Annotated in this window: 18 protein-coding genes and 1 pseudogene; 17 read left to right on the forward strand and 2 right to left on the reverse strand. The window is 38.4% G+C overall.

All coding sequences use genetic code 11. The features are described 5' to 3' along the window. The first annotated feature begins 90 nt into the window (after window positions 1–90). The 5 genes from IGI97_RS04690 to IGI97_RS04710 all read left to right on the forward strand — a co-directional run bounded on the left by IGI97_RS04690 (window position 91) and on the right by IGI97_RS04710 (window position 5,337). Entirely contained in the window at window positions 91–651 is a 561-nt protein-coding gene (locus IGI97_RS04690) for a PTS sugar transporter subunit IIA (protein WP_002380597.1), read from the forward strand. A 298-nt stretch (window positions 652–949) separates the two neighbouring features. Continuing rightward, window positions 950–2,059: a DUF871 domain-containing protein gene (locus IGI97_RS04695; RefSeq protein ID WP_438738083.1), complete on the forward strand. Its 1,110-nt coding sequence runs from the start codon at window positions 950–952 to the stop codon at window positions 2,057–2,059. After that, the gene (gene murQ / locus IGI97_RS04700) at window positions 2,034–2,924 is read left to right on the forward strand and encodes an N-acetylmuramic acid 6-phosphate etherase (RefSeq protein ID WP_002356712.1); all 891 of its coding nucleotides are present in this window, start codon (window positions 2,034–2,036) and stop codon (window positions 2,922–2,924) included. The genes IGI97_RS04695 and murQ overlap by 26 nt, the downstream gene beginning before the upstream one ends. 22 nt (window positions 2,925–2,946) lie before the next feature. After that, complete coding sequence (locus IGI97_RS04705; protein WP_002356713.1) at window positions 2,947–4,401, forward strand: PTS transporter subunit EIIC; 1,455 nt, start codon at window positions 2,947–2,949, stop codon at window positions 4,399–4,401. Window positions 4,402–4,488: 87 nt separating this feature from the next. Next, window positions 4,489–5,337 carry a MurR/RpiR family transcriptional regulator gene (locus IGI97_RS04710; RefSeq protein WP_202242711.1) on the forward strand — a complete coding sequence of 283 codons (849 nt, stop codon included), beginning with the start codon at window positions 4,489–4,491 and terminating at the stop codon, window positions 5,335–5,337. Between the two features lie 49 nt (window positions 5,338–5,386). Here the strand turns inward: IGI97_RS04710 and IGI97_RS04715 are convergent, their stop codons facing one another. Then, window positions 5,387–6,097 carry a histidine phosphatase family protein gene (locus IGI97_RS04715; RefSeq protein ID WP_002359733.1) on the reverse strand — a complete coding sequence of 237 codons (711 nt, stop codon included), beginning with the start codon at window positions 6,095–6,097 and terminating at the stop codon, window positions 5,387–5,389. Between the two features lie 40 nt (window positions 6,098–6,137). Continuing rightward, entirely contained in the window at window positions 6,138–6,764 is a 627-nt protein-coding gene (locus IGI97_RS04720) for an MBL fold metallo-hydrolase (RefSeq protein ID WP_002356716.1), read from the reverse strand. 219 nt (window positions 6,765–6,983) lie between these two features. On the opposite strand from IGI97_RS04720, the gene guaD reads away from it, so the two are divergent. From guaD to thrB, 12 genes and pseudogenes are all read left to right on the forward strand, one after another. Beyond that, on the forward strand, window positions 6,984–8,369 hold the full coding sequence (gene guaD / locus IGI97_RS04725; protein ID WP_282897049.1) for a guanine deaminase: 1,386 nt from the start codon (window positions 6,984–6,986) through the stop codon (window positions 8,367–8,369). Window positions 8,370–8,372: 3 nt separating this feature from the next. Continuing rightward, window positions 8,373–9,704, forward strand: a complete 1,332-nt coding sequence (locus IGI97_RS04730) for a nucleobase:cation symporter-2 family protein (protein ID WP_002359736.1) — start codon at window positions 8,373–8,375, stop codon at window positions 9,702–9,704. Between the two features lie 141 nt (window positions 9,705–9,845). After that, complete coding sequence (guaC, locus tag IGI97_RS04735) at window positions 9,846–10,823, forward strand: GMP reductase (protein WP_002362677.1); 978 nt, start codon at window positions 9,846–9,848, stop codon at window positions 10,821–10,823. Window positions 10,824–10,984: 161 nt separating this feature from the next. Next, on the forward strand, window positions 10,985–11,317 hold the full coding sequence (locus IGI97_RS04740; RefSeq protein WP_438738085.1) for a PadR family transcriptional regulator: 333 nt from the start codon (window positions 10,985–10,987) through the stop codon (window positions 11,315–11,317). After that, window positions 11,314–12,342, forward strand: a pseudogene (locus tag IGI97_RS04745) (permease prefix domain 1-containing protein). The gene IGI97_RS04740 and the pseudogene IGI97_RS04745 overlap by 4 nt, the downstream one beginning before the upstream one ends. Before the next feature lie 134 nt (window positions 12,343–12,476). Continuing rightward, complete coding sequence (locus tag IGI97_RS04750; protein WP_002372187.1) at window positions 12,477–13,928, forward strand: PLP-dependent aminotransferase family protein; 1,452 nt, start codon at window positions 12,477–12,479, stop codon at window positions 13,926–13,928. Window positions 13,929–14,048: 120 nt separating this feature from the next. Next, window positions 14,049–15,773: a phospho-sugar mutase gene (locus tag IGI97_RS04755; protein WP_438738087.1), complete on the forward strand. Its 1,725-nt coding sequence runs from the start codon at window positions 14,049–14,051 to the stop codon at window positions 15,771–15,773. A 106-nt stretch (window positions 15,774–15,879) separates the two neighbouring features. Continuing rightward, window positions 15,880–16,662 (forward strand): pyrroline-5-carboxylate reductase, encoded by a 783-nt coding sequence (proC, locus tag IGI97_RS04760; protein ID WP_002362189.1) that lies wholly within the window; start codon window positions 15,880–15,882, stop codon window positions 16,660–16,662. A gap of 116 nt (window positions 16,663–16,778) precedes the next feature. Next, window positions 16,779–17,087, forward strand: a complete 309-nt coding sequence (locus tag IGI97_RS04765) for an ArsR/SmtB family transcription factor (RefSeq protein ID WP_002356730.1) — start codon at window positions 16,779–16,781, stop codon at window positions 17,085–17,087. A 51-nt stretch (window positions 17,088–17,138) separates the two neighbouring features. Beyond that, a complete protein-coding gene (locus tag IGI97_RS04770; protein WP_002359742.1) occupies window positions 17,139–18,431 on the forward strand; it encodes a homoserine dehydrogenase in 1,293 nt (430 codons plus the stop codon). A gap of 2 nt (window positions 18,432–18,433) precedes the next feature. Continuing rightward, entirely contained in the window at window positions 18,434–19,489 is a 1,056-nt protein-coding gene (gene thrC, locus IGI97_RS04775) for a threonine synthase (protein ID WP_002356733.1), read from the forward strand. Further along, window positions 19,486–20,349 (forward strand): homoserine kinase, encoded by an 864-nt coding sequence (gene thrB, locus IGI97_RS04780; protein WP_010709745.1) that lies wholly within the window; start codon window positions 19,486–19,488, stop codon window positions 20,347–20,349. Before thrC ends, thrB begins: the two co-directional genes overlap by 4 nt. Window positions 20,350–20,392 lie beyond the last annotated feature (43 nt).

Raw genomic sequence — 20,392 nt, forward strand, 5'->3', positions numbered from 1 at the left:
GCAAAACACATCAAGTATAAGTATACCCGCTGACAAAGTAAATGCCAATGCAAATTCTTATTTTAAAATAAATTTTAGAATTATACAAAGGTGCCACTTGTAATTCATGAAACTTTTTTCTATACTAGTGATACTTTAAAAAATGGGGGAAGAGAAATGTTTGGATTTTTGAAGAAAAAGAATGAAGTTGTCGAAAATAATACAATGTATGCCGTTGCCAATGGAACCGTTATCCCAATTAGTGAAGTGAATGATCCTGTTTTTTCACAAAAAATGATGGGAGATGGCTACGCAGTAGTTCCAGAAAATGGTGAAATTTATGCACCTATTGAAGGAGAAGTTTTAAGCGTTTTCCAAACAAAACATGCCATTGGTTTAAAAATGACAAACGGTCTTGAAATTTTATTACACATGGGTATCGATACGGTAGAGTTAAACGGGGCACCGTTCACTATTAAAGTGAAAGAAGGCGACCAAGTGACTGCAGATACGGTGGTCGCAATTGCTGATTTAGAAGCAATTAAAGCAGCTGGTAAAGGAACTGAAATGGTTGTTATTATTACCAACATGGATAAAGTAGCACAATTTTCGTTAGAGAAAACTGGCGTGGTTACAGCTGGTACACCAGTTGGCTCTGCCACAGCCAATTAATGCATTAGACGAGGTCGGGACAGAACCGTTTAGCTCCGAGAAATAAGAAGAAATTTCCGAAAATTGATCTTTGATTTTTGGAGAATTTCGGCTTATTTCCGAAGGAGTTGGTTCTATTCCCGCCGTTTATCAGTTTTTGAGCGTGGAGCAAAAATCCAAAGTGATTTTTGTTCCACGCTCGTTTTTTTTTTGAACAGAAATAAAATTTTATTTTGGAATTAAAAAATATTTAGAAAAATAGTTGAAATTTTATTTCAAACAAGTTATAATGAAAGCGTATTAGAGAGGAGCTAAAAAGATGTATGGTATTTCAGTTTTTCTTGGTGAAGAGATTACAAACGATACAATTATTTATATCAAAAAGATGAAAGCGCTTGGATTTGATGGTATTTTCACTTCTTTACACATTCCAGAAGATGATACTTCTCTTTATCGCCAACGCTTGACTGATTTAGGGGCAATTGCTAAGGCAGAAAAAATGAAAATTATGGTAGATATTTCAGGTGAAGCGTTAAAAAGAGCGGGTTTTTCTTTCGATGAATTAGAGCCTTTAATCGAGTTGGGCGTAACTGGCCTCCGGATGGACTACGGCATTACGATAGAACAAATGGCTCATGCTTCACATAAGATTGATATAGGATTGAATGCTAGTACCATTACACTGGAAGAAGTGGCTGAGTTAAAGGCTCACCAAGCGGACTTTTCTCGCTTAGAAGCTTGGCATAATTATTATCCAAGACCTGAAACCGGCATTGGAACAACATTTTTTAATGAGAAGAACCGCTGGCTTAAAGAGTTAGGCTTGCAAGTTTTTACTTTTGTGCCAGGAGATGGGCAAACAAGAGGCCCAATTTTTGCTGGTTTACCAACATTAGAAAAACATCGTGGGCAAAATCCTTTCGCCGCTGCCGTCGGTTTGATGGCTGATCCTTATGTCGATGCTGTTTATATTGGTGATCCCATAATTAGTGAGCGAACCATGTCTCAATTTGGTTATTATCACCAAACCAATCAATTTCTGTTAGAAGTAGCACCTAGCGAGAGCCGCTATTTGAAGCGAATACTTGGGACTCATACCAATCGTTTAGATGCTGCAAGAGATGTTTTGCGAAGTGAATTATCAAGAACGAGTGAAATGTTCAGAAAAGATGAAATTGCAACGATTGAGTCAGAGCAGACTGAAGCACGTCCAGTGGGAACCGTAACGATTGATAATGAAAAATATGGTCGCTATATGGGAGAAATTCAAGTCACACTTGTGGACTTGCCGAAAGATGAAAAAGTCAATACGATTACACGAATTATTGAAAAAGATCAAACGATATTGCCGTTAATCAAGGCAGGCAATCAATTTACGCTAGTCACGGAAGGAACGATAGAAAATGAATTTAGAAAACTTAACAACTGAACGTAGAAATGAAAATACAATGGGCTTAGATGAGATGAGTGTCAAAGAAGCTTTACAAAAAATGAATCAAGAAGACCAAAAAGTTGCAATGGCAGTGGGTCAAGAATTAGCAGCCATTGAACCAGTGGTAGAAGCCATCATCAAAAGCTTCAATCAAGGCGGCCGCTTGATCTACATGGGCGCTGGTACGAGTGGTCGGTTAGGTGTCTTAGATGCAGCCGAATGCGTACCAACTTTTGGCGTCGAGCCAGAGATGGTTCAAGGCCTCATCGCTGGTGGTCAAAAAGCAATGACTGTCGCAGTAGAAGGTGCTGAAGATTCAAAAGAACTAGGTCGTCAAGATTTAGTTGATCTAAAATTATCAGCAAATGACATTGTTGTTGGGATTGCAGCCAGTGGTCGGACGCCTTATGTAATTGGCGGTTTAGAATATGCTACAACGGTGGGAGCAGCTACCGCAACTGTGGCATGTAATAAAAATGCCGAAATTAGTAAGTATGCACAAATGCCGATTGAAGTAGATGCAGGACCTGAATTTTTAACAGGTTCGACTCGCTTGAAATCTGGGACAGCTCAAAAATTAATTTTAAATATGTTATCAACTATTTCCATGATTGGTATTGGGAAAGTCTACAATAACTTAATGGTTGATGTAAAACCAACCAATGAAAAATTAGTGGAGCGTTCCAAACGAATTATTATGGAAGCAACGGGTTGTAGTTATGAAGTTGCCGAACTAAAATTTGTAGAGGCAGAAGAAAATGTGAAGTTAGCAATTGTAATGATTTTAACTGATAGTACTAAAGAAGAAGCAACACAAAAATTAATTGACGGGAATCAATTTATCAAGAATACATTAAATTAAGGAATTAGGAGGGTGTTTTAACATGGCAGAAGAAAGAATTAAACGCATTGCTGATGGGATTTATAAAGAAGTTGGTGGTCAAGAAAACGTGGACAAAGTCATTCATTGTATGACTCGTGTTCGTATGGATATCCGCGATTATGACAAAGTAGATATTGAAGGATTGAAAAAAATTGATGGCGTTATGGGCGTCGTAGAAGATGATACGTTGCAAGTAGTTGTTGGTCCAGGGACTGTTAACAAGGTTGCACAAGAAATGGTAGATCAAGCAGGTGTCAAATTGGGAGAACCATTTAATCATGACACCGCAACTGATGCTTCAGCAGGCAAATCTGGAAAAGATTTAGTAGAAGAAAAAGCCGCTCAAATGAAAGCACAACAAAAAGCGAAACAAAATAACACTTCACCATTTAAAAAAGTGTTAAAAGCCATTTCTAGTATCTTTGTTCCGATGATTCCTGCCTTTGTTGGGGCTGGTATTATTGGCGGGATTGCAGCTGTTATGTCTAACTTAGTTGTTGCTGGTGATATTTCAGCTTCATGGCAACAATATATTGATGTCTTAAATATCATTAAAAATGGGATTTTTGCTTATTTAGCTCTTTACACTGGGATTAACAGTGCCAGCGTTTTTGGTGCAACGCCAGCGTTGGGTGGTGTTATTGGGGCAGTCACAATGTTGACAGGAATGAATCCAGATGCACCAATCAGTAATATTTTCACTGGGGGAACATTATCTGCAGGACAAGGCGGAATTATCGGTGTTATTTTTGCCGTATGGTTATTATCATTGTTAGAAAAACAATTGCATAAAATTGTCCCAGAATCAATTGATATTATCGTAACGCCAACCATTTCACTTTTAGTGATTGGCTTAGCAACTATTTTCTTAATCATGCCTGTAGCCGGAGCTATTTCTAATGGCTTAGTTGGTATTATCAATGTTGTCTTAGAAAAAGGTGGCATGGTTGCTGGCTTTACTCTTGGTTTAACCTTCTTGCCAATGGTAATGTTTGGTTTACATCAAATTTTGACGCCAATCCACATTGAAATGATTAATCAAACAGGGATGACTTTGTTATTACCAATTCTGGCCATGGCTGGTGCGGGACAAGTCGGTGCAGCTTTAGCATTATGGATTCGTTGTAAATCAGATAAAAAATTAGTTGAAATGATTAAAGGTGCCTTGCCAGTTGGGATTTTAGGTATTGGTGAACCATTAATCTACGGAGTTACTTTACCATTAGGACGTCCATTCATTACTGCTTGTATCGGCGGTGGTATTGGTGGTGCGGTGATTGGGGCCTTCGGTAATGTTGGTGCGATTGCTATTGGACCAAGTGGGGTGGCTTTAATTCCATTAATTGCCAACAACCAATGGCTTGCATATGTATTAGGTTTATTGGCTGCTTACGCAGGTGGTTTTGTAGCAACGTTATTCTTTGGGATTCCTAAAGACATGCAAACAACTAAATAATAAATAGAAAAAAGGAGAACTTGGCTTCTCCCTTTTTCTTTGTTAAAATTTAATTGCGTAGGAAATGGTGTATCAGGAGGGGTGTTTATGCAACAAAATATTGTCTTATCTATCCAAGATCGTCTACAACAATTACCAAAATCAGAACGAAAAATCGCAGAATATATTTTAAAAAATACAGAAACAGTTATTTCAATGAATGCGCAAGAGCTAGCGAAACAAGCAGGATCAAGTCCAGCGGCAATTATTCGCTTTTGTCATTCTATGGATGTGAATGGCTTCACAGAGTTGAAACTTTTATTATCTGCAAATCTTGGCCAAATGAAGCAGCAAATGTATACTGAAGTTACTAAAGGGGAATCAACAGCTGATATTAAACAAAAGTTACAGGCGCGCTTTGTTCATGTGGTTGAGCGAAGCGGTCAGACATTAGAGGATGTCGCAGTGAACGAAGCCGTTGATTTGTTGGAAAAAACAGAAGTAATTTTTGTCTATGGGTTGGGCGCCTCTTCGTTGGTTGCTCAAGATATTTATCAAAAGTTTACGCGATTAGGCCGAACGGTATTTACAACATTGGATCATCATTTATTTGCTTCTATGTTAGGCTCAACAGAAAAGCCTAGTGTTTTTATTGTTATTTCTAATTCTGGAACGAATAAAGAAGCAAGTACTTTAGCTAATTTAGCGAAGCAGCAAGGGATTCCTATTATTAGTATCACACAAGATGAAAAATCAGTGATTGGTGAAAAAAGTGATATCGTCCTTCAAACCTCTAGTGGGGAAGACGTGCCATTGAGAAGTGCGGCTACTGTTTCCTTGGTGGCACAATTGTATGTAGTCGATGTTTTATTTTTTGCTTATGCAGCAAAAAACTATAAGGAAACCTTAGAAAAAATTCAAATCTCAAGAAAAAATGTAGAACGTTTAAAAGAATAAACAAAAAGAGAAGGTTATCTGTCATTTTGACAGATAGCCTTCTCTTTTTTTACAATAAACGGCGTTTTTCAGCGATCTTTTTTCCCTTTTCAATATAAGAAATATCATTAATTCCTTGAATGGTAAATGTTCCTTTTTCGTAAGTTAAGGTCGTCACGCTACCATTCTCCAGTGCCATCTGCATAGGCAAACTTGCATCAATTAAGGAAAGTAAAAAGGAAATTGTTAGTCCATGGGAAACCACCATGACTTTGCCGCCACCATTTTTTTCTCGATGATGAGCGATATCTTCGAAACCAGACCAAACACGATCACGGATAACTTCATAAGGCTCCGCCCAGTCAGCCGTATCGGCTTCAATAATAGCATTTGCTAACTCGCGATAGGTAATCTTCGTGGTCATCATGTCCTCATAACTTTTAAAAGCTAAAATGCGTGGCACCACACCCCAAAGTTCACCATCATAGCCACCATCTAAAGAACCAAAACACCACTCACGAATCCGTTTATCGGTTAGGTAAGGAATCTTTTGGTGGTTTTGATGTTCTTGTAAAATAATCTGAGCGGTTTGCATGGCACGACCACTATCACTACTATAGGCTTCCTTAAAGTCTATGTCTCTAAGACCTAAGCCTAAATGATAAATGCCTTCTTCTCCTTGTTTGGTTAAGGGGGTATCTGACCAGCCTTGGGTTCGGCCAATCGTATTAAACATCGTTTTTCCGTGACGAATAATATAAAGTGTCGTTGCTTCAGTCATTGCTACTCCTCCTAAGTTTCTTTAAATAGTGAATAAATCTCTAATTAAAAAATGGGTTTGTGGCTTTTTCATGTTGAATGGTCGTGGCATCACCATGGCCTGGATAAACAGGAAATTCTTCTGGTAAAGTGAATAGATAGGTCGTAATGCTGTGTAATAATTGTTGCATATCACCAGTGTGTAAATCAGTACGACCAATACTACCTTTAAACAATGCATCCCCAACAACAACAAAATCATCAAAGACAAAGCTGACGCTACCAATTGAATGACCAGGTGTTGGGACTACGGAAAATTTCATGCCGCCAATTTCATAATCGGTTAGTTTAAATTCATGTTCGGCGGGTTGAACAATAATATTTGCTATATCGTCATGTCTGCCTAATCCTGAAAGATTCAAAATAGGATTGGAAAGCCACGCTTGTTCTAATGGACTAACATAAACAGGGATTTGATAATGATGGCGCAATTCTTCTACCGCACCAATATGATCATAGTGAGTATGTGTTAATAAAATAGCGGCTGGTTTCTTCCCTAAACGGGTAATTTCTTGAATTAGTTTTGCTCCTTCTGCACCTGGATCAATAATTAATAATGCTTCTTCATTATAAACAAGATAACAGTTTTCTTGAATAACACCTGTTCTAATTTGTTCGATCTGTATCATCTCAGGACCTCCTAAAGTTCTAACGATTCTCTTCAAGTATACCGAAGAATCTTAAGAATAGAAAGTTTTCTTGTTTATCCAAAGAAAAAATAAATCATTCTTAGAATGTTCGGTTTTTGCTTGTTTTAACACGTGTTTTTTTAAAAAAACTCACATTTTTATAGTTATTAAACGAAAGTTTATGTATAATCTTCATGTGATAGTAAGGAGGAGTATTAAATGTTTCATTTTGTAATAAAAGGAACAGGTTTTTCTAGTAAAAATTTGCAAGAGATTAAAGTTTATGAAGAGACACTTTTTTGTATAGATGAGGCCGGAGTAATTCAGGAAATAATTGAACCAGATACTGAAGCGTATGAAACTGTGCTAGCAGAACAAAAAGAGGCGCAACGTTTTCAAGAATTGCCCCAAGATTCTTATCTTTTACCCGGCTTTGTTGATTTACATGTCCATGCACCTCAGTGGGCACAATCTGGGACCGCCTTGGATATTCCATTGTATGAATGGCTGAATACGTACACGTTTCCTTTGGAGTCCAAATTTGCAGATTTAACATTTGCCCAACAAGTCTATGATGAATTGGTAACCCAATTGTTAGCTAATGGGACAACAACAGCCCTTTATTTTGCAACCATTCATTATGAAGCTAGCCGTCGTTTGGCAGAGATTTGTGCGGAAAAAGGGCAGCGTGGCTTAATTGGTAAAGTTGTAATGGATGATCTTAATGAGAATCCTGAATACTATCGTGATCAAACAACGCAACAAGCATTAGAAGAAACGGAACGGTTTATTCAAGAAATTCAAACATTAGCGCAGCAAACAAAACAAGGCGTGTATCCCGTTGTAACTCCGCGTTTCATTCCTAGTTGTACAGAGGAAGCACTTAAAGGATTAGGAGAATTAGCAGCGAAATATCAAGTCCATGTTCAAAGTCATTGTAGTGAGAGTGATTGGGAACATCAATTTGTTCAAGAACGTTTTGGAAAAAATGATGCCCAAGCATTGAATGATTTTGGTTTATTAACAGAAAAAGCAGTGATGGCACATGCAGGCTTTTTAGAAGAAGCAGATATGAATTTATTCCATGAAACAGGGACGGCTGTGGCGCACTGCCCAATCTCTAATGCTTATTTTGGCAATGCAGTAACACCGATTGCAAAATTAGTACATCAACATCAAGTAGAAGTTGGTTTAGGTAGTGATCTTTCAGGTGGTTTTTCACCAAGTCTTTTTGACAATTTAAAGCAAGCGGTTATTTCTTCTAGAATGTTAGAAGATGGCGTCGATGCTACAAAAAAACCAGAAGTACGAGGTGTTAAAACAGCACGGATTACAGTAAATGAAGCGTTTTATTTAGCTACTGCTGGTGGTGGTCAAGCGCTAAGTTTGCCAATTGGAAAATTAGAAAAAGGGTATGCTTGGGATGTTCAAATTATTAATACAAGCTTGTCACAAGCACGAATCCCTAAAAATCCAGGGGAATCATTGCTTGATATTTTCCAAAAAATCTTATATTTAGCACGACCAGAAAATATTCGAGAAGTCTGGGTACAAGGTGAAAAAGTACATGATAAAAATTTAATGTCAGCAACTAAAGGAGTATAAAAAATGAGTGAAAAGAAACAAAATAATCTTCATTTAACAGTGGGGCCAGAAGATTCAGTATCTTTTGGGCAGGCCACTATGTTAGGGATTCAGCATGTCTTAGCAATGGACGTGTACGTCGTACCTGTGATCATTGCTTCAATTATTGGGATTAGCACAGCACAAACGTCTTCTTTAATCCAAGCAACATTCATAGCAGCAGGACTTGCCACGATTATTCAATCTCATTTTTGTATGAGATTACCAGTTGCGCAAGGCCCTTCATTTATTCCAATCGGGGCAATTGCAGGAATTTATTTTGCCAATAACCAACAAGGAAATGGCTGGGGCGCAGTTTTAGGTGCTAGTTTAGTGGGGGCAATTGTTGTTATTATATTAGGATTTACTGGTATTTTTAATCGTTTAATCACTAAATTTGTTCCACCAATTGTGGGAGGAACAATTATTTTTGTGGTGGGGCTTTCGTTAATGCCAGTCGCTTTATCGGATAATATTTACCACGCAAAAGGGGAATTAGGACAAAATATTTTATTAGCATTTATAGCAGCGGGTACGTTGATTTTCTTTGCACTCTTAGGTTCTGCTTTGAAAAAAGGGCGGATTTTCCGCGTTTCTTCTGTCATTTTGGCATTATTATTTGGGAGCATCGCGGCACAATTGTTAGGGGTACTTGATTTATCGGCCGTTAGTGAAGCGGCTTGGTTTAGTTTGCCTCAGTTACCATTAGTTAACTTTTCTTTCCAATTTGATTGGTCAGCTATTGCCACGATGTTAGTTATTTATCTGGTTTTAATGGCGGAAACAACAGGCACTTGGTTTGCTGTGAGTCATGTTGTCGCTGAACCTTTGACCGAAGAAAAAATTAATCGCGGCGTAATTGGTGAAGGCTTAGGTTGCTTAGTTTCTTCATTCATTGGCGGCACGCCAGTAACTAGTTACTCTACAAATGCTGGGATTATTTCAATCACTGGAGTTGCTAGTCGCAAGGTTTTTGTGGCTGCAGGTGCGTGGTTTGTCTTATTTGGCTTATCTGGAAAACTTTCCACCTTGATTTCGGCCATTCCGGCACCAGTTATCGGCGGTGTTTTTGTGGTTGTTTGTGGCATCATTTCTGTAAGTGGAATGAAAGTCATGAGTGATGTAACAATTCATGAAAAAGAGATGTATGTAATTGCCGTTCCGATTATTATGACGTTAGCGTTGACATTGTTACCAAAAGAGTTTTTGGAAACTCTACCACAATTTTTACAATATTTATTTAGTTCACCCGTGGCAACTGCCTCAATTGTTGCTATTTTATTGCAGGCCATTTTACCAAACGTTCAAGAAGGATAAAAAGATTAATTTTCGTTAAAACGCCTTTGACAAGTGGCGGTAAATAGTGTAAATTAACAATGGTGTTTGTAAACACGAACGTTAAATGACCGAATGTTCGGTTTTTACGTTATTTTTGTAAATAACTAGGAGGCAGTAAGTATGAAAGTTTTTGATTATGAAGATGTCCAATTAATTCCCAATAAATGTATCGTGAATAGTCGTTCTGAATGTGATACTACAGTAACTTTAGGAAAACATTCGTTTAAAATGCCTGTCGTTCCAGCGAACATGCAAACAATTATTGATGAAACGATTGCGGAAACCCTTGCTGAAAATGGTTATTTTTATATCATGCATCGGTTTGATGAAGAGGCGCGAGTGCCATTTATTAAAAAAATGCAACAAAAGGGCTTAATCACGTCAATTAGTGTGGGTGTGAAAGAAGGGGAATACGCTTTTGTTGAAACGTTAGCCCGAGAAGGTTTAGTTCCTGACTACGTGACAATTGATATCGCCCATGGTCATTCAAATGCGGTGATTAATATGATTCAACACTTGAAAAAATTTTTACCAGAAACGTTCGTTATTGCGGGCAATGTTGGAACGCCAGAAGCCGTTCGCGAATTAGAAAACGCTGGAGCCGATGCCACCAAAGTGGGGATTGGACCAGGAAAAGTATGTATTACTAAAATTAAGACTGGCTTTGGGACAGGTGGCTGGCAGTTAGCGGCTTTACGTTGGTGTGCCAAAGCTGCTCGGAAACCAATTATTGCAGATGGTGGGATTCGGACCCATGGAGACATTGCAAAATCTGTGCGTTTTGGGGCAACTATGGTCATGATTGGTTCATTATTTGCTGGACATGAAGAATCACCAGGTGAAACAAAAGTGGAAGATGGCGTTGTTTACAAAGAATACTTTGGTAGCGCCTCTGAATTCCAAAAAGGCGAAAAGAAAAACGTTGAAGGCAAAAAAATCTGGTTACGCCATAAAGGGAAGTTGGCAGATACTTTAGTCGAAATGCAACAAGATTTACAATCTTCCATTTCATACGCGGGAGGTCGCGATTTAGAAGCGATTCGTAAAGTTGATTATGTGATTGTAAAAAATTCTATTTTTAATGGTGATACCATTTAACATTCAACTATAGACTGAAAAGAAGACAGCACGTAGTGCAGAAATTAAAATGATTTCTGCATTACGTGCTTTTTTTACTTTACCTATCGTAGTAATCGTGTTAAGATAATTACAACGACAGACGTAGTACGATAGTTGAAGTACTTGAGGGAGGAATTTATGTGATTGGTAGTGATGCAATTCGAGGATACAACGATACCTTTATTCTCTCAATCTTACAATCCGGCACTTCATATGGTTATGCGATTTCTAAACGCATTCGTGAAATTTCTAAAGAACAATATTCGATTAAAGAAACGACACTTTATTCTGCTTTTACACGTTTAGAGAAAAATGGCTACATTGAATCATTTCCAGGAGAAGTAACGCATGGCAAAAAGCGGACCTATTATCAAATAACCCATGCAGGAGAGCGTTATTTAGAGGAAAAGTTACTAGAATGGGAAGTAACAAAAGACGTCGTCGAAGCATTTGTAAAGGAGATGGGAAAATGAAAATTATAGAAGAATTTATTGATAGCTTATTTTCAGGAGTTGTTGAAACATCTGAAACAAAATAATTAAAGGCGGACTTATTAGCAAATGCTGAGGATCGTTATGAAGACTTGCTCAGCCAAGGAAAATCGGAAAATGAAGCAATTGGTACAATTATTTCTGAATTTGGTACTATTGATGAATTAATGGAAGAATTGAATTTAGAAAATAAACAAGTGGATGAAACAAACGATTCAATGAACGGTTTGCCAGAAATTTCAGTGGAGGAAGGACTTGACTATTTAGCTGTCCAACGTAAAGGTGCTATTCAAATTGGTCTTGGTGTTGTTGCAATCATGGTGGGTGTTGGCTTGCTGGTTGGTATGCGGGGTGTTCTTTCTAACGGTCTTGGTTTAGTTTGTCTTTTCATAGGTGTGGCAATCGGCGTTCCATTATTTATTGTTGCTGGTAATCGGTTTGTTGCAATGGACAAACAGCTGGGGCAACGATTGATTCCGATTAAGTTAAAAAAAGAAGTTGCACAAAGAGAACAAAGTTTTCAACGATCATTTATTTTTTGTATGGCAGCGGGCGTCGTTTTTTGTATTTTGGGTTTAATCCCAGTTGTTGTCTTTAGTAGTGGCCTTCATCTGATGATGCGCCGTTCCATGCATCAAATGATGGGCGGACAATATTATAATGGAACGATGGGGATTAGTTGGCTCTTCTTTTTAGTATCGGTTGGCGTCTTCTTGTTTATATTTGGTGGAGTAATTAAAGGAAGTTTTAATAAATTGTTAAATGAAACTTATTTTTATTCAGAACATGTTGGTCATCCTGATTTTGCCCCTCAACAAACAAAAACAGAGGAAGGACCTGTGGGAAATCCTGTCGGTGCAATTATTGCATCCGTTTATTGGCCCTTAGTTGTTGCACTCTATCTATTTATTAGTTTTGTTTTAGGGGATTGGCGGTTTAGTTGGTTAATCTTTATGTTCGCAGGAATCTTTTATAACACCATCCAAGCATTTTTACACAAACATTGAGACAAACCTGTTAATAGTAAAACAGAAAAGTGGGACATTCGTCAAAACGGCTGTCTCACTTTTCTTGTATTTTCGATTGACAAAAGCATTAAACTGGATTACTTTTAACTCATCCAATTGTTGAGGTGATTGCTATGTGGCAACTTAAAAAAGAACAAAATGTTCCCATTTATCGCAGTATTATGGAAATGATTGTTCAAAAGATTCAAACAGGCGAATTATTACCAGGCGAAAAAATCCCTTCGGAACGTAAACTGGCAGAGTACTTGTCTGTCAATCGTTCAACCGTTGTTCATGCATTAGACGAACTGGTGGACTTAGGCTGGATTGTGCGAAAAAGAGGGAGCGGAACGATTGTCAACGAAGGAAAATGGGGGGTAATGATGACGCCACGAACGGATTGGCATCGTTATTTAGAACAAAATGTGTTCAAACAAGTTCATCCCTTGGTGGCAGAGATTGAGTTACGAGCTAAACAAAATTTGCCGACTGACTTAGATATGTATACAGGCGAGTTGCCGTTAGATTTAATTCCCAGTTTCGATTTTCCAGCATTAAATTGGAAACAATTTTTAAAAGAGGAAGCACAAGATGAATTAGGTTATTTGCCGTTAAGAAAAGAAATCCAAGCCATTACAGCAACGGAATATCAGCTTCATTTACCAAGTGAAAGTTTATTGCTTACTTCAGGTGCGCAACAAGCACTTTTTTTAGTTTTGCAAGTTTTATTGAGACAAGGAGATAGTGTTGCCGTAGAAGATCCATCTTTCTTCTATGCCTTACCAATTTTCCAAGCTGCTGGTGTGCGCTTATTTGGTGTGCCCATGACAGAGGAAGGGATTGATCTTGAAGCGCTAGAACAAACAATCCGACAACATCGCATCAAAATGGTTATGGTTAATCCTTCCTTTCAAAATCCCACTGGGACAGTGATGCCTTTGAGAAAAAGAGAACAGCTCGTGAAAGTTTGTCAAACGTATCAAGTTCCTATTTTAGAAGATGATGTTTTTGGGCAGCTAAGTTTTATCCCGAAAACAGAAATTCCTCCTTTAAAAAAATTAGATCCAGATAATGTCTTGTATATCGGTTCGTTGTCAAAAATTTTAGGTTCGACCACGAAAATTGGTTGGTTAAGTGCGCCTGCCTCCGTGACGAAACAAATTGCAGAAGCCAGAAAAATGATGGATGTTTCGTTGAGTATTTTTCCGCAGATGCTCGCTAAAATGGCGATTGAAGATCCTTCTTTTTCTGAAAAAATTACGTTATTAAATAAACAAGTGGAACAACGAGCAACAGCTGTATATCAAGTATTTAAATCGTTGTCAGAATGGGAAGTTTCGCCAGTAAAAGGCGGCTTTTATTTATGGGCACATTGGCGTCAAGGGGCACTTAAGCCAGAAGATTGGCAAGTGTTTTTACGAGAAGGTGTTTTGGTAGCACCAAGTGTCGCTTTTAGTGAAAAACGTGGAAGTATTCGCTTGAACTGTTCCCGAATTTCACCAGAAGAAATGCCTCTTTTTTGTGAGAGAATGGTACGGATTACACGACAGCTTTCTGAAAATAGACAAACAAAAATAGAACAGTAAGTAAGATTTTTCTTATAAAAATCATTTGCTGAGAGAAAACGCTACAACTTCCCTTTTCTAAACGAATATCCAATGCTATACTTAAAAAGTAAAAACAAAAAAACAAATGAGGTGTTTTCCATGTCTTGGGAACAAGTTTACCAACAATGGTTAAATGAAGAAAATATTCCAGAAAATTTAAAAAATGAATTAAAGGACTTAAATACAGACCCTGAAAAATGTGAAGATGCATTTTACGCACCATTAGAATTTGGGACTGCCGGGATGCGCGGGATTTTAGGCGCCGGTATTAATCGGATGAATATCTTTACGGTTCGTCAAGCGACAGAAGGGCTTGCACGTTTTATGGATACGCAAGATCCTGAAACAAAACGTCGCGGTGTAGCTATTGCCTATGATTCACGTCACATGTCTCCAGAATTTGCAATGGAAGCAGCTAAAACATTAGCTAAACATGATATTCCTTCTTTTGTGTTTGAAAGCTTACGACCAACACCAGAATTATCTTTTGCGGTCCGTTACTTTAAAGCTTTTGCGGGAATCATGATTACGGCTTCTCACAATCCAGCTGCTTATAATGGCTACAAAGTCTATGGTGAAGACGGTGGTCAAATGCCGCCAGCTGATGCAGATGCATTAACTAAATATGTTCGTAGTATCGAAAATCCTTTGAAAATTGATGTCTTATCAGATGAAGAAGTTGCCCACAGCGGTTTAATTAACATTGTTGGTGAAGAAGTCGATAATGCGTATTTGAAAGAAATTAAAACAGTTACGATTAATCAAGAATTAATTAACGAAATGGGTAAAGAATTAAAATTAGTTTACACTCCCTTGCATGGAACTGGGAAAATGTTAGGAGAAAAGGCATTAAAACAAGCCGGCTTTGAAAAATTTGTTTTAGTACCTGAGCAAGCTGTTGCTGATCCTGACTTTACTACAGTTAAGTCACCAAACCCTGAAGAACATTCAGCTTTCGAATACGCGATTCGTTTAGGGGAAAAAGAAGGCGCTGATTTATTGATTGCAACAGATCCAGATGCTGATCGTTTAGGTGCCGCTGTGCGGATGCCAAACGGAGACTACCAAGTATTAACAGGAAATCAATTAGGTTCAATTATGATTCATTATATTTTAGAAGCCCATCAACAAGCAGGCACGTTACCTCAAAATGCTGCGGTTCTAAAATCAATCGTTTCTAGTGAACTTGCTACAGCGATTGCTGAGAAATATAATACGAAGATGTTTAATGTTTTAACAGGTTTCAAATTTATTGCTGAAAAAATTCAACAATACGAAGAAGACAACAGTCAAACGTTTATGTTTGGTTTTGAAGAAAGTTATGGTTACTTAGTGAAACCTTTTGTTCGTGATAAAGATGCAATTCAAGCGTTAGTTTTATTAGCAGAAGTAGCGGCTTTCTATAAAAAACAAGGAAAAACATTATACGATGGCTTACAAGATATCTTTGAAGAATTTGGTTACTTTGAAGAAAAAACTATTTCCGTAACAATGAGCGGAATTGAAGGCAGCGGTAAAATCAAAGCTTTAATGGCAAAATGTCGTGAACAAGCGCCAACTGAGTTTGCCGGGATTCAAGTTGCTCAAACGGAAGATTTTAAAGAATTAACACGCACTTTTGCAGATGGTCAAACAGAACAATTACAAACGCCTCCTTCTGATGTGTTGAAATATCATTTAGAAGATGGCAGTTGGATTGCTATCCGACCATCAGGAACAGAACCAAAAATTAAATTCTATCTAGCAACAAAAGCAACAAGTAGTTCAGAAGCTTCTGAAAAAATTGCTGCGTTTGAAGCAGTCGTTAATGAATTAACAAAATAAAATAAACGAAACAGGCTGTACGGAAAAAAGTACGAATGTTAGTGTTTGTGTCAAAAGTCAGTTAGCTTTTGACACAAACACTTTATTTAACTAAGGAGGGAATGCTATGAAAATTGGCTTTATCGGTGCTGGCAGTATGGGCGGTGCCATGATTAAAGGGTTACTGAAAGCTGAGGCAGTCAAGAAGGAACATTTATATGTGAAAGGCGGCTCAAGTGGAACAGCAGAAGCACTTCAAAAAGAGTGGGGCTTTCAACTTGTCACAGATTATGCACTTTTCCAAGAATGTAAGGTTATTTTTATTGCGACAGGAGCAAAGGTCGTGTTACCTGTCCTTCAGGAATTAGCCCCTCATTTTTCCAACGAAAGTCTATTGATTTCTGTTGCAACAGGTCATACCATACAAGAAGCACAAATGGCTCTTGGCAATAAAGAAGCCAAAGTTGTTCATGCCATTCCTAATACACCAGTTAGCGTGAATCAGGGCGTGATTGGCGTAGCCTTGGCACCAACAATTGAAGGCCAAACGAAGGACCTGGTAATGGAACTTCTTGCTACTTTAGGGTTAGTCAAAGAAATTCGTGAAGCACAACTGGAAACTTTTGGTACTGTGGCTGGTTGCAGTCCAGCTTTTGTTGATATCTTTATGGAAGCATTGGGAGATGCAGCAGTCTTAGAAGGGCTACCAAGGGACTTATCTTATGAAATTGTCGCTCAAATGATAAAAGGAACGGCGACCTTAGCCTTAGACACGAAAAAACATCCAGGAGCATTGAAAGATGAAGTGACTTCTCCAGGAGGAAGTACGATTCGCGGTGTCGTAGCTTTAGAAAAAAATGGCTTCCGTTATGCCGTGATGGATGCAGTTCAGCAAGCCAACCACGAATAGATGAAGAAAGTTGGAAAATCGACAAGTTTGTCATTTTTCCAACTTTCTTTGTGCTATATTTTTCGTAGGAAAGAACAATCGCAGTTCTTATTTTAAAAAACTCTGTGTTATAATGAGTGCAAAGTGAGGCGACTATAATGAAACAAATGGAAGAAATCAAACAAGTAAGTCAATTATATAAAGTATTAAGTGATCCAACACGTTTAAGAATTTTGCTACTTTTAAAAGAAGGCGAACATAACGTAACGGCGATTAGTGAACAATTGGGAATGGAACAGTCCGCCGTTTCTCATCAACTAAAATTATTAAGAGATAGCCGGGTTGTCAAGGCACGTCGCGAAGGAAAAACGATTTTTTATACATTGGATGATCATCATGTAATAGATATTTTAAATCAGACCTTTGAGCATATTGAACATCGATAAAAAGTAGGAAAAAATAGCGTAACTAGAATAGCGCTGTTGATGGAGGTAAAAATGAAGGATACCTTAAAGATCGGGTTACTAGGATTAGGGACTGTAGGCACTGGCGTTTTAACTCTCTTGAAAGAACATCAAGAGAAAATTTCACAAGTGACAGGAATGAATGTAGTCATTGAAAAAGCATTTGTCCGAAATCTTGAAACGAAACAAGCGCAAGCGGAGGAATACGGTCTTTCTTTAACAACTTCAATTGATGATATTTTAGAAGATAAAGAGATTCAAATCGTTGTGGAATTAATGGGAACCATTGAACCAGCCAAAACGTATATCATGAAAGCTTTAGAAAAGGGCAAACATATTGTGACTGCCAATAAAGATTTACTGGCGCAACATGGGAGTGAATTAGTAGCGTTAGCCCAAAAACATCATTGTGATTTATATTACGAAGCAAGTGTTGCTGGCGGGATTCCTATTTTAAGAACAATTGCTAATAGCTTAGCGGCAGACAATATTCAACAAGTTTTAGGGATTGTGAACGGTACGACGAATTATATGCTTACGCAAATGGTTTCTGCTGATAAAAGTTATGAAGAAGCTTTAGCAGAAGCGCAAGCGTTGGGCTTTGCTGAAGCGGATCCGACAAATGATGTCGATGGAATTGACGCAGCCTATAAAATGGTTATTTTAAGTCAATTTGCTTTTGGGATGAATGTTTCATTACCACAAGTTGATATTCGTGGAATTCGCGGATTGTCTTTAGATGATGTCGCCATGGCTAAACAACTGGGGTATGAAATCAAATTGATTGGCTCTGCTGAACAAAATGAGAATAGTATCTCGGTGGAAGTGGCGCCTATGCTAGTCAATCAAAAGCATCCTATTGCATCTGTTCGGAATGAGTACAATGCAGTATTTATAAAAAGTGCAGGCGTGGGGGAATCAATGTATTACGGTCCAGGAGCTGGCGCTAAACCGACAGCAACCAGTGTTGTCAGTGATTTAATTACGATTGCTAAAAACATTCGCTTGGCAACGACTGGCCATATGTTCAATTCGTATCAACATAAAACCCAATTGACGAGTTCCGAAAATGTATTTGGGCAGTATTATTTTTCGTTAGATGTTCCAGATACACCAGGACAATTTTTGCAGTTGACGCAATTAATGACTAAAGCAGAAGTCAGCTTTGATCAATTAGTTCAACAGAAATCAGATGGACAGCGAGCAAGAATTGTTGCCATTACACACCAGATATCAAAAGCACAAATGCAACAAGTTGTGATAGCTATTCAAAATACGGAAGCCTTTCAGTTATTAAATGTAATGAAGGTTATAGGAGATGAGTAAACATGTATGAAGGTTTGTTAAAACAGTATCAAGCGTATTTGCCCGTAACAGAAAAAACACCAATGATTTCTTTAGCCGAAGGAAATACGCCACTGATTCCTTTACCTAATTTATCCAAAGAATTAGGTATTCAATTATATGGAAAATACGAAGGCTTAAATCCCACCGGCTCATTCAAAGATCGCGGGATGGTGATGGCTGTAGCAAAAGCGGTAGAAGAAGGTGCCAAAGCGATTGTTTGTGCTTCTACAGGAAATACTAGTGCCGCCGCTGCTGCGTATGCCACAAGAGCAGGCATTAAAGCGTATGTAGTGATTCCAGAAGGAAAAATCGCACTGGGAAAATTGGCGCAAGCTATTATGTATGGGGCGGACATTATTTCGATTCCAGGTAACTTTGATGAAGCATTAAAAGCGGTGCGAGAGATTGCGAAAACTGAGGCAGTTGCGCTAGTTAATTCAGTGAATCCTTATCGCTTAGAAGGGCAAAAGACAGCAGCTTTTGAAGTTTGTGAACAATTAGGTCAAGCGCCCGATGTCTTAGCGATTCCAGTTGGAAATGCCGGCAATATTTCCGCTTACTGGAAAGGCTTTAAAGAATGGCATGAAAAACAAGGAACAACTTTACCAAGAATGCATGGTTTTGAAGCAGAAGGTGCCGCAGCAATCGTGAAAGGCCAAGTGATTGAGCAACCTGAAACCGTGGCAACAGCGATCCGGATTGGGAATCCTGCTAGTTGGCAATTAGCAGAACAGGCACGCGATGAATCGGGTGGTTTCATTGATGCCGTGACAGATCAAGAAATTTTAACGGCTTACCGAAAAATTGCTGCTCAAGATGGGGTTTTCATTGAACCTGGTTCGGCTGCTTCATTAGCTGGAGTTATTCAACATGTTAAAAGCGGTAAAATCAAAGCAGGTGAAACCGTCGTGGCAGTCTTTACTGGTAACGGACTGAAAGATCCTGATACAGCAATGGAGACAGAAGTAGCTATTTCAAAAATGAGTGACGTGGAAGAAATGCGTCTGCACTTACGAAAAGGAGTCGCAACACTATGAAAATAAGAGTACCTGCCACTAGTGCCAACTTAGGACCTGGCTTTGATTCATGTGGCATTGCATTATCCGCTTATTTAACAATCAACGTTTTAGGTGAAAGTGAATTTTGGGAAATTCAACATACTTTGGGAGAAGAGATCCCTACTAATGAAGAGAATTTATTAATTCAAACGGCATTGAAAATTGCACCAGAATTAACACCAAAAGTTATTCGGATGGTTTCTGACATTCCCCTTGCAAGAGGACTAGGCAGTAGCTCAAGTGTGATTGTAGCAGGCATTGAATTAGCTAACCGACTAGCACATTTAAATTTGTCCCCTAAAGAAAAAGTTCGTTTGGCCACAGAGATGGAAGGACATCCGGATAATGTTGCCCCTGCTATTTTAGGAGATTTCGTGGTGGCTAGCCATGTAGAAAACCAAGTCTACCATGTCAAACATCATTTTCCAATGTGTGATGTCATTGCATTTATTCCAGAGGAACCGTTATTTACCGAAAAAAGTCGCGCTGTTTTGCCCGAAAAATTGGCTTATAAAGAAGCGGTCGCGGCCAGCTCAATTGCCAATGTTATGATTGCCGCAATTTTAAACGGGGATTTACCTTTAGCAGGCAAAATGATGGAACAAGATAAATGGCATGAAACGTATCGTCGTTCATTGGTTCCTCACTTAAAAGAAATTCGTCGTTTAACTCAGCAAAGAGGTGCTTATGGCTCTTTCTTAAGCGGTGCTGGTCCAACTGTGCTAATCTTGTCGCCAGAAGAACGAACCAACGAAATTGTTCAAAGTTTGGAGAAATTATCTACCAAAGCGAGCATCCAAATTTTCAATATTGATCAAGAAGGCGTTCAAGTCTTTTAAAAAAAAACGAGAAAAAATCACTAGTGATTTTTTCTCGTTTTTT

The organism is Enterococcus sp. DIV2419, assembly GCF_051711865.1.
Classification (GTDB): Bacteria; Bacillota; Bacilli; order Lactobacillales; family Enterococcaceae; genus Enterococcus; species Enterococcus faecalis.

Excerpts from the sequence above, each read along its gene's own strand:
- IGI97_RS04695 (WP_438738083.1), top strand. The coding sequence starts at position 950 with ATGTATGGTATTTCAGTTTTTCTTGGTGAAGAGATTACAAACGATACA.
- murQ (WP_002356712.1), top strand. The coding sequence starts at position 2,034 with ATGAATTTAGAAAACTTAACAACTGAACGTAGAAATGAAAATACAATG.
- IGI97_RS04705 (WP_002356713.1), top strand. The coding sequence starts at position 2,947 with ATGGCAGAAGAAAGAATTAAACGCATTGCTGATGGGATTTATAAAGAA.
- IGI97_RS04710 (WP_202242711.1), top strand. The coding sequence starts at position 4,489 with ATGCAACAAAATATTGTCTTATCTATCCAAGATCGTCTACAACAATTA.
- IGI97_RS04715 (WP_002359733.1), bottom strand. The coding sequence starts at position 6,097 with ATGACTGAAGCAACGACACTTTATATTATTCGTCACGGAAAAACGATG.
- IGI97_RS04720 (WP_002356716.1), bottom strand. The coding sequence starts at position 6,764 with ATGATACAGATCGAACAAATTAGAACAGGTGTTATTCAAGAAAACTGT.
- guaD (WP_282897049.1), top strand. The coding sequence starts at position 6,984 with ATGTTTCATTTTGTAATAAAAGGAACAGGTTTTTCTAGTAAAAATTTG.
- IGI97_RS04730 (WP_002359736.1), top strand. The coding sequence starts at position 8,373 with ATGAGTGAAAAGAAACAAAATAATCTTCATTTAACAGTGGGGCCAGAA.
- guaC (WP_002362677.1), top strand. The coding sequence starts at position 9,846 with ATGAAAGTTTTTGATTATGAAGATGTCCAATTAATTCCCAATAAATGT.
- IGI97_RS04750 (WP_002372187.1), top strand. The coding sequence starts at position 12,477 with ATGTGGCAACTTAAAAAAGAACAAAATGTTCCCATTTATCGCAGTATT.
- IGI97_RS04755 (WP_438738087.1), top strand. The coding sequence starts at position 14,049 with ATGTCTTGGGAACAAGTTTACCAACAATGGTTAAATGAAGAAAATATT.
- proC (WP_002362189.1), top strand. The coding sequence starts at position 15,880 with ATGAAAATTGGCTTTATCGGTGCTGGCAGTATGGGCGGTGCCATGATT.
- IGI97_RS04770 (WP_002359742.1), top strand. The coding sequence starts at position 17,139 with ATGAAGGATACCTTAAAGATCGGGTTACTAGGATTAGGGACTGTAGGC.
- thrC (WP_002356733.1), top strand. The coding sequence starts at position 18,434 with ATGTATGAAGGTTTGTTAAAACAGTATCAAGCGTATTTGCCCGTAACA.
- thrB (WP_010709745.1), top strand. The coding sequence starts at position 19,486 with ATGAAAATAAGAGTACCTGCCACTAGTGCCAACTTAGGACCTGGCTTT.